The organism is Sinorhizobium americanum (assembly GCF_001651855.1).
GTDB lineage: Bacteria > Pseudomonadota > Alphaproteobacteria > Rhizobiales > Rhizobiaceae > Sinorhizobium > Sinorhizobium americanum.
Window position 1 is genome coordinate 136,533 of record NZ_LNQC01000077.1, and the last position, 14,027, is coordinate 150,559.

The following is a 14,027-nucleotide window of genomic DNA, read 5'->3' on the forward strand; positions in this document are numbered from 1 at the left end:
TCAATGGCTGGCGAACACACGTTTCGGTCGAAATTCACCTTCGGCCACTTCACCGATTGCAACGAGCTTGCCGCGTGCGGTTGCGTAGGCCTCCGGGGCCGGCAACGGGGCGTCCCGGCCACGCAGGATGATCGGGTTGCCCATTCTCAAGCGGTGCGCCTGATCGTCGCTCACCGCCACATGCGGCAGTTCGGACAGCGCCTCGCCGGTATCGATCAGATAATCGTCGAGCGCGGCAAGTCGTTCCGCGTCGTCCTCGATCTTTTCCAGCGCCACGAGATCGGCGAGCGCGACCATGTCCTCCTCGCCGAAAGGGGCGACGAAGGTGCGGCGCAAAGAGGCGATGTGACCGAAGCAGCCGAGATCGCGGCCCATGTCACGGGCAAGCGAACGGACATAGGTGCCCTTGCCGCATTCGATCTCGAAATGGGCGAGATGCGGCGTCGAGCCGATCAGCGAGAGACGGAAGACCTCCACCTCGCGCGCGGGAATTTCCACGGTTTCGCCGTCCCGTGCGAGATCGTAGGCACGCTCGCCGTCGATCTTGATCGCCGAAAACTGCGGCGGCACCTGGCTGATTACGCCGGTATATTTCGGCAGCAGGGCACGGATCGCCTCTTCGCTCGGGCGCTCGGAAGACGAGCGAACGGCATCCCCTTCCAGGTCGTCGGTCGAGCGCTCCTCGCCCCAGGCGACGGTGAACTCGTAGATCTTGCGGCCGTCCATGACGTAAGGAACGGTCTTCGTGGCGTCGCCGAGGGCGATCGGCAGCATGCCGGAGGCCAGCGGATCGAGCGTGCCGGCATGGCCGGCCTTCTGCGCCTTGAACAGCCACTTGATCTTGGAGACCGCCTCCGTGGAGCCGAAATCGAGCGGCTTGTCGAGGATGAGCCAGCCCGAAATCGGACGGCCCTTGGGTTTGCGCGGCTTGGACATGGATCTTTCTATTCTTCGTCGTCGCTGTCGGGATCGAGGTCGCGGCTGACTTCCGGCGAGCGCAGCAGCTGATCGATCTTCTGATAGTTGTCGAAGCTGGTGTCGTCCCTGAAGCGGACGTCCGGCATGTATTTCATCTGCCGAAGCTGCGGCCCGAGGCGGCCGCGGATGAATTTCGCATGCTTGTTCAACGCCTCGATGACCGCCGCGTGATCGGCAACACCGAGCGGCGTCACATAGGCGGTGGCGATCTTCAGATCGGGCGACATGCGCACTTCGGAAATCGAAATCACCGTCTTCTCGATCAGCGGGTCGCGCACTTCGCCGCGCTGCAGGACTTGGGTGATCGCGGCGCGCACCTGTTCGCCGACGCGCAGCATGCGCTGGGACGGAGCGGAGGATGTGGATCTGGTCATCGTGCTTATCCTGGATCACGGCGATTGCGGCCACATCGACCGGAATCGAGACGCGATCGCTTCAATAGAGGCGAAACGGCTATGGTGGCGTCTCGTCTCGTCCGCAAAAAACAGGAGCGCCGGAGATGATCCGGCGCCCGCATATTTTCCTGCCGGATCGACTTAGAGCGTCCGCGTGATGTGCTCGACGCGGAAGCACTCGATCGTGTCGCCGGCGCGAATGTCTTCGTAGTTCTCGAAGGCCATGCCGCATTCCTGGCCGGACTGGACCTCGGAAACCTCGTCCTTGAAGCGCTTGAGCGTCTTGAGCTTGCCTTCGTGGATGACGACGTTGTCGCGCACGAGACGCACGCCGACGCCACGCTCGACCTTGCCCTCGGTGACGCGGCAACCCGCAACCTTGCCGACCTTGGTGATGTTGAACACCTCGAGGATCTCGGCATTGCCGAGGAAGGTCTCGCGCCGTTCGGGCGACAGCAGGCCGGACATCGCCGCCTTCACGTCATCCACCAGATCGTAGATGATGTTGTAGTAGCGGATCTCGATACCGGACCGTTCGGCCGCGTCGCGCGCCTGCTTGTTGGCACGGACGTTGAAGCCGATGATCGCGGCATTGGACGCCTCGGCGAGCGAGATATCCGACTCGGTAATGCCGCCGGCGCCCGAGTGAACGATGCGCGCCCGCACTTCATCCGTTCCAAGCTTGTCGAGAGCACCGGCGATCGCTTCGATCGAGCCCTGCACGTCGCCCTTGATGACCAGCGGGAACTCCTTCAGGCCGGAGGCCTGGAGCTGGCTCATCATCTGCTCGAGCGAACCGCGCGAGCCGGACTGGCGGGCAACCATCTTCTCGCGGGCAAGCCGCTGGCGATATTCGGAGATCTCGCGCGCACGGCTTTCGTTCTCGACGACGGCAAACTTGTCGCCGGCCGCCGGCGTGCCGGAAAGGCCGAGGACCTCGACCGGCATGGACGGGCCTGCTTCCTTGACGTGTTCGCCCTTGTCGTTGACGAGGGCACGCACACGGCCCCACTGGTCGCCCGCGACGATGATCTGGCCGGGCGTCAGCGTGCCCTTCTGGACGAGGACGGTGGCCACCGCACCGCGGCCGCGGTCGAGCTCGGCTTCGACCACAGTGCCCTCGGCCGTCCGGTTCGGATTGGCCTTGAGGTCAAGGATTTCCGCCTGCAACAGGATCGCCTCGAGCAGCTTGTCGAGATTGGTCTGGTTCTTCGCCGAAACCTCGACGTCGAGCACCTCACCACCCATCGATTCGACGAAGACCTCGTGCTGCAGCAGCTCGGTGCGAACCTTTTGCGGGTTCGCCGTCGGCTTGTCGATCTTGTTGATCGCCACGATGATCGGCACACCCGCCGCCTTGGCGTGGTTGATCGATTCGATCGTCTGCGGCATCACGCTGTCATCGGCCGCGACGACAAGAACGGCAATGTCCGTCGCCTGGGCGCCGCGGGCACGCATCGCCGTGAAGGCGGCGTGGCCGGGGGTGTCGATGAAGGTGATCTTCTGGCCGTTCTGTTCGACCTGGTAGGCGCCGATGTGCTGGGTGATGCCACCCGCTTCGCCGGCAACCACATTGGCGTGCCGGATCGCATCGAGCAGCGACGTCTTGCCGTGGTCGACGTGGCCCATGATCGTCACGATCGGCGGGCGGGAGATCATCGTCTCATCCAGGTCGGCAACGTTGAAGATGCCTTCCTCGACGTCCGACTCGGAAACCCGCTTGACCGTGTGGCCGAATTCGCCGGCGATGAGTTCGGCGAGATCCGCATCGATCAGGTCGCCAGGCTTCATCATCTGGCCTTCCTTCATCAGGAACTTGATGACGTCGACGGCGCGCTCCGACATGCGCTGCGACAGTTCCTGAATCGTGATGGTCTCCGGCAGAACGACCTCGCGCGAAATCTTCTCGCGAGTTTCCTGCATCTGGCTTCGCCGGAACTTTTCCTGGCGGCGGCGCATCGCCGAAAGCGAACGGCCGCGCTGGCCGCCGTCCTCGTCGACGGCAGCGGTCAGCGTCAGCTTGCCCTGGCGACGGCCCTCGTCGCCCTTGGCGCGCGGAGCGGGCTTTGCCGGCTCGGGACGGACGACCTTGCCGCGGGCCGGTCCGGCGCCGCTGCGCGGGCGTTCATCCTCGTCGTCATTGCCTGGCCGGCGACCGCGAAGAGCGGCGCCGGGGGCACCGGGCGCCTGAGGCGCGGCAGGCGCCGGGCGGACGGGCTGAGGACGCGCCTCGGCGCGGCGCTCGGCGACCGCCGGGCGCTCCTCCTCGGCGACCTCATCGGTCTTTTCGGCGACGGCGGCCGGGCGAGCAGCCTCCTCGGCGGCGCGGCGGGCAGCCTCTTCCTTTTCGCGAGCCAGACGCGCTTCTTCTTCTGCGCGACGACGCACTTCCTCTTCTGCGCGGCGCTTGGCCTCCTCGGCATCGCGGACCTGGGCTTCGGCCAGCGCGCGACGGCGGGCTTCCATCTCGCCGGCCGAGAGGTCGTTCAGCACGACGCCGACGCGAGGACGGTTCTGCTCAGCGCGCGGCTGATGGGGCTGCGGCTGCGGGGCCGGGCGGCCGGCCGGGTGCGGCTGAACCGGGCGCGGTTCGGCCGGTCGCGCAACGGGTGTCGCACTCACCGGCGTGATCGGGCGCTCGTCCTTGTGCCGCGCCAAGCCGAACTTCTTCTTGGTTTCGACCACGACCGCCTTCGTGCGACCGCGGCCCATGTCCTGGCGCACAGTCCCCTGCGTCACCCCGGCGGGCTTCAGGGTCAGCGTCTTCTTGCCCGCTACGCTGAGTGTCTTGTCGTCTTTGTTGTCGGTCATTCCGTTCCGTTCCTAGCGATCAGGGCCGGATGCGTAACACCTGACCCCGTCTTCCAATTTGTCTCAAGCAGCGCTCGCGATGCCGGCCTCCGCCGGTGACGCGTGTCATTGCTGTGGCTTATCAGCGCCGCCTTCGGCCCGGACCGGGACGGATCCTCGGTACTTTTCGAGCATGATTGCGCGCTTCACTACACCCTCACCCGCCTGCCCTGCAAGCGCTGCGGCATGGATAAAAGCATTACTTCCCAAAAGCCCCTCCATTTCCGCCGTCGCAAACGGGCGGAACGCAGGTATTTCCGTTTCATCGTCGGCGACGAAGCTCATCGCCTTGCGGGCCTGATCGATCTTGCGAACGCCGTCGGCGGCCGCGTCGATCGCGTGGAAAACGCCAAGCGCCGCGAGCCCGCGCACCGCCTGCTCCGTCTTCGTGGCGCCGGAGACGAACTGGCCGGCCTTGCGCGCCATGTTCATCATTCCGGCAAGCTGCTCGGCGAGCAGCCTGTCGACCTCGTCGACGAGCGCCGTCTCGGCCTTCACCTCGGCACGCAAAGCGCGGGCGAAAAGCTTCTTCGCCACCGCCTTCTCGACGAGGCGCCGCTCCGCCCTCACCCAGCAGCCGCGTCCCGGAAGCTGCCGCTTCAGGTCGGGTACGACGCGGCCGTCCGGTCCGGCCACGAAGCGGATCAGCTCATCCGGCGATCCGCTCTCGCGCGTGACGATGCAGGTACGGCTGCTGCCGCTCCGGTCCTTGGGGCCCTTGTCCGAGGGCAGGATTTCGGTGACGGCTGTCATCCTGGATCAGGCGTCCTGTTCCGAACCCTCGGCAACTTCGATCGGCTCGTCCTGATCACTCGCGAGGTCTTCCTCGGTGATCCAGCCAGCCGCCAGGCGCGCCTGCACGATCATTGCCTCGGCCTCTTCGCGGCTGACCTCGAGCTTCGAGAAGGTGCCCTCGAAGCGCTTGGTCTCGCCGTCCCTGCGCTCGGTCCAGCCAACGAGGTCGTCGGCGGCGCAGCCGGCGAAGTCCTCGATCGTCTTGATGCCTTCCTCGCCGAGCGCGACCAGCATCTGGCTGGTCAGGCCTTCGATCTGGCGCAGGTCGTCCGAGACGCCGAGCTCCTTGCGCCGGGCGTCCATCTCCGCCTCGATCTTGTCCAGGTATTCGCGGGCGCGCGTCTGGATTTCCGTCGCGGTTTCGTCGTCGAAACCATCGATCGAGGAAATCTCGTCGAGCTCGACATAGGCAAGCTCCTCGACCTGGGCGAAGCCCTCGGAGGCAAGCACCTGGCCGACCATTTCGTCGACGTCCAGCGCTTCCATGAAGAGTTGGGTGCGCTCGTTGAATTCCTTCTGGCGGCGCTCGCTCTCCTCCTGCTCGGTGAGAATGTCGATGTCCCAGCCGGTCAGCTGCGAGGCGAGGCGAACGTTCTGGCCGCGGCGGCCGATCGCCAGCGACAGCTGCTCATCCGGCACGACGACTTCGATGCGCTCGGCGTCCTCGTCGAGAACGACCTTGGTCACTTCGGCCGGCTGCAGGGCGTTGACGATGAAGGAGGCCGGATCCGGCGACCACGGGATGATATCGATCTTCTCGCCCTGGAGTTCGCCGACGACCGCCTGGACGCGCGAACCGCGCATACCGACGCAGGCGCCGACCGGGTCGATCGAGGAATCGTTGGAGACGACGGCGATCTTGGCGCGCGAGCCCGGATCACGGGCGACGGACTTGATCTGGATAATGCCGTCGTAGATTTCCGGCACTTCCATGGTGAAGAGCTTGACCATGAACTGCGGATGCGTGCGCGACAGGAAAATCTGCGGGCCGCGCTGCTCGCGGCGGACGTCGTAGACGAAGGCGCGGACGCGGTCGCCGTAGCGCATGTTCTCGCGCGGGATCATCTCGTCGCGGCGAATGATGCCCTCGCCACGGCCGAGATCGACGATGACGTTGCCATACTCGACGCGCTTGACGGTGCCGTTGACAATCTCGCCGACGCGATCCTTGAATTCCTCATACTGCCGGTCGCGCTCAGCCTCGCGCACCTTCTGCACGATCACCTGCTTGGCGGATTGCGCGGCGATACGGCCGAAATCCATCGGCGGCAGCGGATCGGCGATGAAGTCGCCGAGCTTGGCGTCCGGGTTGCGGTCGCGGGCGAGCTCCAGCGGGATCTGTGTCGAGTAGTCCTCGGCTTTCTCGACAACTTCGAGAAGGCGCTGGAGACGGATTTCACCGGTCTTCGAATTGATGTCCGCCCGGATGTTCGTTTCCGAACCATAGCGCGAACGGGCCGCCTTCTGGATCGCATCTGCCATCGCGGCCAGAACGATCTCGCGGTCGATCACCTTTTCGCGTGCCACAGCGTCCGCGATCTGCAGAAGCTCGAGCCGGTTAGCACTGACTGCCATGTCTTGTCTCCGTCTGGTTACAGGGGCCTCACAAGCGCGCCCTGCCTCATTCGATGTCTGAATCTTCGTCTTCGAAATTCTCATTGGCGGCGCGCGCCGCCTTCGCCTTCTTGTCGGCCGCCAGCGCGTCGCGGATCAGGTCGTCGGTCAGGATCAGCCGTGCTTCCGAAATGGCGGAGAACGGGATGGCGACGACGGCCTCCTCGCCATAGGCGGGCTGGTCGCGCTCGAGGCGGAACCCCTCCTCGTCAACCGACACGATCTTGCCTCGGAAACGCTTGCGCCCGTCGACCATGATCGAAGTCTCGCACTTCATCAGATGGCCCTGCCAGCGGACGAAATCGGACTTGCGCACCATCGGGCGATCGATGCCCGGCGACGACACTTCGAGATGATACGCCTTGTCTATCGGATCTTCCACATCGAGGACCGGCGAAACGGCCTTGGAGACCTCCTCGCAATCCTCGACGGTCATGGTACCGTCGTTGCGCTCGGTCATAATCTGCAGCGTCAGGCCGTTCTGGCCGGACATCCGCACGCGCACGAGACGGAAGCCCATCTGCACCAGCACGGGCTCGATGATATCGGCAATGCGCCGGTCGAGGCCGGTCTCGGTGACCAGCCGCGGTTCATTTGCAGTTTCAGCCGTTGTCTGTTCGGACAAACGATCATCTCCTCGTCGGACCGGCTAATAAAAAAGAGCGGGTCCTGACGGGCCCACTCTTCATCTACCGATCAAGAATTTGACGCTCATATACGCTGCATCGCCGGAAATTGCAAGGCTTGCGGCAGTCCCGGCCGGCAGAGGAGGCAAAGCCCGTCCAATGGCAAGTTTAAGCGGCTGGCGTGCCGCATTTCGAGGTTTATAAACGAACCACACCCCGCATCATCGGCAAATGAGAGAGACACGAGGTGACGAACCGCATATCGCCGCTGGCCCCCTTCCGGCATGATACGTTCCGGATCATCTGGATCGCCAGCCTCGCTTCCAATTTCGGCGGCCTCATTCAGGCGGTGGGTGCCGCCTGGCTGATGACGTCCATCTCCCAATCCGTGAACATGGTGGCGCTGGTGCAGGCCTCGACCTCGCTGCCGATCATGCTCTTCTCGCTGGTCTCCGGTGCGCTCGCCGACAATTTCGACCGGCGGCGCATCATGCTGGTCGCGCAGGCCTTCATGCTTGCCGTTTCGGCGCTCTTGACCGTCTTTGCCTATTACGGGCTGATCACCCCGTGGCTGCTCTTGCTCTTCACCTTCCTGATCGGCTGCGGCACGGCACTCAACAACCCGTCCTGGCAGGCGTCGGTCGGCGACATGGTGCCGCGCGACGACCTGCCGGCGGCCGTCGCGCTGAACAGCATGGGCTTCAACATCACCCGCAGCGTCGGCCCGGCGATCGGCGGCGCCATCGTCGCCGCCGCCGGAGCGGCCGCGGCCTTCGCGGTCAACGCGCTCAGCTATTTCGCCATCCTGTTCGCGATTTCGCGCTGGCGGCCGAGCGTTCCCCAGAGTGCGCTGCCGCGCGAGCGGCTCGGCCGGGCGGTTTCGGCCGGGCTGCGCTATGTGGCGATGTCGCCCAATATCGGCAAGGTGCTGCTGCGCGGCTTCGCCTTCGGCCTTTCGGCAAGCGCGATCCTGGCGCTGCTGCCGCTGGTGGCCCGCGACCTCGTCAAAGGCGGACCGCTCACCTACGGCATCATGCTTGGCGCCTTCGGCCTCGGGGCGATCGGCGGCGCGCTGCTCAGCGCCCGTCTCAGGGAGCGCCTTTCGAGCGAAGCGATCGTGCGGCTTGCCTTCGTAGGATTTGCCGCAAGCGCGATCGTCACTGCGCTCAGCGCGCAGGCATGGCTGACGTCGCTCGCTCTCACCGTCTCGGGCGCCTGCTGGGTACTGGCGCTGTCGCTGTTCAACACCACGGTGCAGCTCTCGACGCCGCGCTGGGTGGTCGGCAGGGCGCTGTCGCTCTACCAGACGACGACCTTCGGCGGCATTGCCGGGGGCAGCTGGCTGTGGGGTGTCGCCGCCGAGGCATACGGCGCTGCGAATGCGCTGATCGGCTCCTGTCTTCTGATGCTGGCCGGCATCGCCATCGGGCTGCGCTTTGCGCTGCCGGAATTCACCTCGCTGAACCTCGACCCGCTCAATCGCTTCAACGAACCGCTGCTCGCTCTCGACCTGAAACCCCGCAGCGGTCCGATCGTGGTGATGATCGACTATGAGATCGAGGAGCCGGACATCCCCGAATTCCTGACGACCATGGCCGAGCGGCGGCGCATCCGTATCCGCGACGGGGCCGGCCATTGGGCGCTGATGCGCGACCTCGAGAACCCGATCATCTGGACAGAGACTTATCATGTGCCGACCTGGGTCGAATATGTCCGCCACAACCAGCGCCGCACGCAGGCAGACGCGGCCGTCGGGGACAAGCTGACGGCCCTGCACCGCGGCGACCAGCCACCTCGTGTCCACCGGCTGATCGAGCGCCAAACGATCGTTCCCGGGCATTATGAGCGCTATAAGCAGCCGGCCGAGATGCATTGAGGGAGCCCGCGGCCCACCCTTCGCCTCGACGAAGACGGGAGGCGAGACGTCGCCACCCCGCCGCTTCGCCCCGACTGCCGAGGCAACGACGTGAGGCTTGAGCCTCGCCCTCGTCGGCCGCTAGTTCGTATTCCCGTCGTCCGCCTTGGCGAGCTCGGTCCAGGCGCCCTTTTGCGACAGCATGGACCGCAGGTAGGCGACATTGGCCTCCGCCTGCTCGGGCGTCAGTTCCTGCCGGGCAACGGTTTCGGCCTCCTGGAAGCGGCCCTGCAGACCGACGGCAAGGGCGAGGTTCTGGCGGACGCTGCTGCCGGCGCCGGGCTGGTCTGCGGCGGAGCGGAGGTAGGTCTCGGCGGTTTTGAGGTCCTTGGTGAGAAGATAGGACATGCCGAGATTGGACAGGATGGTGGGCTCGTTGGGCTGAAGATCCAGCGCCTCGCGATAGCGCGTGCGGGCTTCGGAGGCGCGTCCGAGCTGGTCTAGGACGGCGCCTTCCGCCGATTTCAGCTTCCAGTCAGGGCGGTCGGGCGTTTGGGCCCGGCCGATCGTTTGAAGCGCCTGTTCGAGCTGTCCCGCCGCGGCCTGGGCCTTGCCATAGGCGCCGAGGACCTCTCGGTCCGTCGGATGGTTGATCGCCACCTGCTGCATCACGGCGAGAGCCTGTTCGTTGCGGCCGGTCATTCGCAGGAGATTGGCGTAGTTCAGGCCAGCCTCGCGGTTTTTGGGATCGCGTTCATAGGCCTGGCCGATATTTTCCGCGGCCGCCGCAAGCTCGGTCGCGTTCATCGATTGCACCGGTTTCGAGAGCTTCGGGATCGAGCCGGTCGTCAGCTCCTTCCTGCCCTCTTGTCCGGCGCAACCGCCGAGCGCCAGCGCCATCAGCGCGACCGCGGCTCCGACCGACAGGCGATGCGTGAAGGAGAAGAAGATATTTTTCGTCGTCATCGAGTGGTGCCCCAGCATGCGATTGGCACCGGAACTCCGAACATCAACGGCGCAACTTTCACTCCAGCAATAATCTGTTAACCCTAACAGAGCGTTAATTGCGCCATCCCTATCTGTCAGTCGAGGACATTCATGGCTCCCTTCCAGTTCATCGAGCGGCCGTCGCCCTTCAACACCAGTACCGGCAAGACCTTGCCCATCTTTGCGGTGACGCCGGCGCACATCGAAACGGGGAGTATCGACCCGATCGCCCTCGATTGGGCGAGGAAGGCCGGGTTCAAGGCGGAGTCGGGTGCCGTCCTCCTCGTCCCTTCGGCCGATGGTCATCTCGGCGGCGCACTGTTCGGGCTCGGCTCGAAGCCGTCGGAGGCACCTTTCCTCACCGGCAAGCTTGCGCGCAGCCTGCCCGCCGGCAAGTGGCACATCGAAACGGCGCCGCTGACCGCCAATCGCCTGGCGCTCGGCTACGGCCTCGGCTCCTACCGCTTCGAGCGCTACAAGTCTCCCAGGCGCGAGGCGCCGACGCTGATGATCCCGGCCGACGCGGACGCGGCCGACATCAAGCGGCAGCTTGCCGGTGTCTTCCTGGCGCGCGATCTGATCAACACGCCGACCAACGACATGGGGCCGGAGGCGCTCGAAGCCGCCTTTCGGGCTCTGGCCGCCCACTACAAGGCGGATATCTCGGTGATCTCCGGGGAGGCCCTGCTGACCCAGAACTTCCCGCTGGTGCATACGGTGGGCCGGGCGAGTGCAGAGGCGCCGCGGCTCCTCGAGATGCGCTGGGGCAAGAAGGGGCACAGGAAGGTCACGCTCGTCGGCAAGGGTGTGTGCTTCGACACCGGCGGTCTCGACATCAAGACCGCCGTGTCGATGCATTTGATGAAGAAAGACATGGGCGGCGCCGCAAACGTCATGGGTCTCGCGCTGATGATCATGGACGCGAAGCTGAAGGTCGACCTGCGCGTCATCGTGCCGGCCGTCGAGAACTCCATTTCCTCCAACGCCTTCCGCCCCGGCGACATCTACCGGAGCCGCAAGGGCCTGACGGTGCAGATCGACAACACCGATGCCGAGGGCCGCTTGATCCTTGCCGACGCGCTTGCCTATGCCGACGAGGAACAGACTGACCTCATGGTCGACATGGCGACGCTGACCGGGGCGGCGCGCGTGGCGCTCGGCCCCGACCTACCGCCCTTCTTTACCGACGACGAGGATCTCGCCCGCGACCTTTTCGACGCGAGCCTGACGGTGGACGACCCGCTCTGGCGGATGCCGCTCTATATGGGCTACGACAAGGACGTCTCTGCCCGCATCGCCGACCTCACCAACGCTCCGTCTGGCGGCATGGCCGGCTCGATCACCGCGGCGCTGTTCCTCAAGCGCTTCGTCACCAATGCGAAGAGTTGGGCGCATTTCGATATTTACGGCTGGGCGCAGTCCGAACGGCCGCATTCCCCCGTCGGCGGCGAGGCACAGGCGATCCGGGCGCTCTACCATCACATCGGCCGGTTGGCGGGGTAGCCTTCGTGTTGTCGCCTGCCCGGCAACAAAGAAACGCTTGCGTAACGATCGGCTGGCTATGGTGCCTCGACGTGACTTACGCAGGAGTTTGCCTTGCCGGTCGAACTAACGCCCTCCCAAGCGCTGGGGCTCTGGCATGCCGTGTCGCTCGAGCAAGTACGGGTCGACAGCCGCGACCTGACGCTGCGCCAGATGGCGATCCTGCTCGAAATCTACCTTGTGCCGCCGCCGCACACGGTGCGCGGGCTTGCCGCCAAGCTCGGGGTGACGAAGCCGGTGATCACCCGCGCTCTCGATACGATGGGGGCGCTCGGCCTCGTCGATCGGGTGCGCGACGAGCGCGACAGGCGTAATGTGGTCATCAAGCGGACCGTCGAGGGTGCGCTCTATCTTGAAAAATTCGGCGATCTGATCATCAATCAGGGCCGCAAATTGTGAGTTCAGCCATGCCCGAAGTGCTCGATCGCCGTCTCAATGCCTATCGCGAGGATGTCGCGGAGGAGCGCCTGCGCGGTCTCGTCGAAGCGGAGCGCTTCGTTGAAGGCACGCCGGCTTTCGTGTCCGTGCCCGTGGTGCCGCTGAGGGCGAGGCCGGATCTTGCCTGCGGCACCGATACGGAAGCGCTCTACGGCGAAACGGTGCGAGTCCTCGACGTCGCCGACGGATGGGCCTGGGTCAAGTCGGACCTCGACGGCTATGTCGGCTATGTGCCGGAGGATATGGTGGGACAGGTTGGCGCGGCAGCAACCCATATCGTCGCGGTGCCGCGAACATTTGCCTATCGCGGCGCGGACCTGCGCTTTCCGCAGGCCTTTGCGCTGTCCATGGGAAGCCGGATCAACGTCGTCGGCGAGGCGGAGACGCGCGGCACCCACTACTTCCTGCTCGATGGCGGCCTGGCGGTGGTCGCCAACCATTGCGCCCCGGCCGATGCGCCGATCGGCGACGACTATGTCGCGATCGCCACGCGATTCATGGAAACCCCCTATCTCTGGGGCGGCCGCTCCGGCTTCGGCATCGATTGTTCCGGCCTCGTGCAATTGGCGATGCAGATGACCGGGCGAGACGCGCCGCGCGACACCGATATGCAGGCGGCTCTCGGCCAGCCGATCGGCCGCGACGAGCTCGCCCGCGGCGATCTCGTCTTCTGGCAGGGCCATGTCGCCATTATGGAGGACGAGGAGACCCTAGTGCATGCCAACGGCCATACGATGACGGTGGCGCGCGAAGGGCTCGACGATGCGATCCGCCGTATCGGCTGGCTCTACGGCGAGCCTACGGGGTATCGCCGGCCTTAGGGGGCGGGATGTGCCCTGTTCACGTAGAGTTGCCCCTCACCCTAGCCCTCATGCGGAAAGAGGGGACTTTGGTGGTGCGGCATCGTCCCTTCTCCTGCGCTTGCGGGGAGAACGTCGCGGCAGCGGGATGAGGGGGCATTCGCAGCGACATCCGCGGCTCAATAGCCGGCTAGCTTATCCACCACGTGCTCCAGAGGCAGGCCGCTTTCGAAGCGGCTGATCTGCTCTTCCACATGGGTAAAGAGCGCCTTGACATCGGACGAGGCGGCGACATGCGGCGTCACATAGACGTTCGGCATATCCCAGAAGCGGCTTTCCGACGACAACGGCTCTTTCTCGAAGACGTCGAGCGAGGCTCCGCCCAACACGCCCGCATCGAGGCATTCGAGGATGTCGGCTTCCACCTGGCTGCCGCCGCGGCCGGCATTAATGAAGACCGGCGCGCCGAAGAGGCCCGTGCGGCTGAGTTTCTTGAAGAGGGCTGCATTGAAAATGCCCTTCGTATCCGGCGTCAGCGGCAGCAGACCGACCAGAAAATCCGTCCGGCCGAGAAAGGCATCGAGGCCGGCGGCGTCGTAGGTATCGATGCCTTCGACCACCCGCTTGCTGCGCGACCAGCCGATGACCTTGAAGCCCATCACCGCGAGCTTGCGGGCGGCGTCCTGCCCGAGCACGCCCATGCCCATGATGCCGACGGTGATGTCGGCGGCCTCCGGCTGGCTGAGGTCCCGCCATTCGTGCTTCTCGGCCAGCGCTTCGTAGGCGCGATGCTGGCGCAGATGCAGGAGGCATTGCATCACCACCCATTCGCTCATCCGCGTCGTCAGCGTCCGGTCGACGAAGCGCACCAGCGGCACGTCGGGCAGGCCCGGCAGCGTCAGCACGTGATCGACACCGGCGCCGCCGGAAAAGACGACCTTCAGGTCCGGTGCGCGCGAGAAGAGATCGGGCGCCGACTTCCACACCACCGCATAATTGATCCCCGAGAGATCTCGCCCGCGATGGGACGGATCCGCAAGGTTGATCACCTCGCGCCCGGGAAAGGCGCCCTTAAGGGCGGCGTCCACTTCCTCCGGAATGAATTTCAGGTCGACGATGACGGGGCTCTTGGCGGACATTTCGGGCT

General features: G+C 65.2%; 12 protein-coding genes. 4 read left to right on the forward strand and 8 right to left on the reverse strand.

The window, feature by feature from the left end; all coding sequences use genetic code 11:
- The 6 genes from truB to rimP all read right to left on the reverse strand — a co-directional run bounded on the left by truB (position 1) and on the right by rimP (position 7,257).
- Positions 1-936, reverse strand: coding sequence for a tRNA pseudouridine(55) synthase TruB (gene truB, locus ATC00_RS26440; protein WP_064255034.1), 936 nt, complete (start codon positions 934-936; stop codon positions 1-3).
- Positions 937-944: 8 nt separating this feature from the next.
- Positions 945-1,352 (reverse strand): 30S ribosome-binding factor RbfA, encoded by a 408-nt coding sequence (rbfA, locus tag ATC00_RS26445; RefSeq protein WP_064255035.1) that lies wholly within the window; start codon positions 1,350-1,352, stop codon positions 945-947.
- A gap of 162 nt (positions 1,353-1,514) precedes the next feature.
- Positions 1,515-4,184 carry a translation initiation factor IF-2 gene (gene infB / locus ATC00_RS26450; RefSeq protein ID WP_064255036.1) on the reverse strand — a complete coding sequence of 890 codons (2,670 nt, stop codon included), beginning with the start codon at positions 4,182-4,184 and terminating at the stop codon, positions 1,515-1,517.
- 105 nt (positions 4,185-4,289) lie between these two features.
- Positions 4,290-4,976 (reverse strand): RNA-binding protein, encoded by a 687-nt coding sequence (locus ATC00_RS26455; protein ID WP_064255037.1) that lies wholly within the window; start codon positions 4,974-4,976, stop codon positions 4,290-4,292.
- 6 nt (positions 4,977-4,982) lie between these two features.
- Positions 4,983-6,593 (reverse strand): transcription termination factor NusA, encoded by a 1,611-nt coding sequence (gene nusA, locus ATC00_RS26460; RefSeq protein ID WP_064255038.1) that lies wholly within the window; start codon positions 6,591-6,593, stop codon positions 4,983-4,985.
- 46 nt (positions 6,594-6,639) lie between these two features.
- Complete coding sequence (rimP, locus tag ATC00_RS26465; protein WP_064255039.1) at positions 6,640-7,257, reverse strand: ribosome maturation factor RimP; 618 nt, start codon at positions 7,255-7,257, stop codon at positions 6,640-6,642.
- Positions 7,258-7,505: 248 nt separating this feature from the next.
- Between rimP and ATC00_RS26470 the strand changes: the two genes are divergently transcribed.
- Positions 7,506-9,134, forward strand: coding sequence for an MFS transporter (locus tag ATC00_RS26470; protein ID WP_064255040.1), 1,629 nt, complete (start codon positions 7,506-7,508; stop codon positions 9,132-9,134).
- A gap of 120 nt (positions 9,135-9,254) precedes the next feature.
- Here the strand turns inward: ATC00_RS26470 and ATC00_RS26475 are convergent, their stop codons facing one another.
- Entirely contained in the window at positions 9,255-10,079 is an 825-nt protein-coding gene (locus tag ATC00_RS26475; RefSeq protein WP_037390613.1) for a tetratricopeptide repeat protein, read from the reverse strand.
- Positions 10,080-10,211: 132 nt separating this feature from the next.
- Here ATC00_RS26475 and ATC00_RS26480 point away from each other — a divergent pair, with 132 nt between their 5' ends.
- From ATC00_RS26480 to ATC00_RS26490, 3 genes are all read left to right on the forward strand, one after another.
- The gene (locus ATC00_RS26480) at positions 10,212-11,603 is read left to right on the forward strand and encodes a leucyl aminopeptidase family protein (protein WP_064255041.1); all 1,392 of its coding nucleotides are present in this window, start codon (positions 10,212-10,214) and stop codon (positions 11,601-11,603) included.
- Positions 11,604-11,696: 93 nt separating this feature from the next.
- Entirely contained in the window at positions 11,697-12,041 is a 345-nt protein-coding gene (locus ATC00_RS26485; protein ID WP_014766585.1) for a MarR family transcriptional regulator, read from the forward strand.
- Positions 12,042-12,049: 8 nt separating this feature from the next.
- Complete coding sequence (locus tag ATC00_RS26490; RefSeq protein ID WP_064255042.1) at positions 12,050-12,901, forward strand: C40 family peptidase; 852 nt, start codon at positions 12,050-12,052, stop codon at positions 12,899-12,901.
- Between the two features lie 158 nt (positions 12,902-13,059).
- On the opposite strand, the gene ATC00_RS26495 is transcribed toward ATC00_RS26490, so the two are convergent.
- A complete protein-coding gene (locus ATC00_RS26495) occupies positions 13,060-14,019 on the reverse strand; it encodes a 2-hydroxyacid dehydrogenase (protein WP_064255043.1) in 960 nt (319 codons plus the stop codon).
- Between the last annotated feature and the right edge of the window lie 8 nt (positions 14,020-14,027).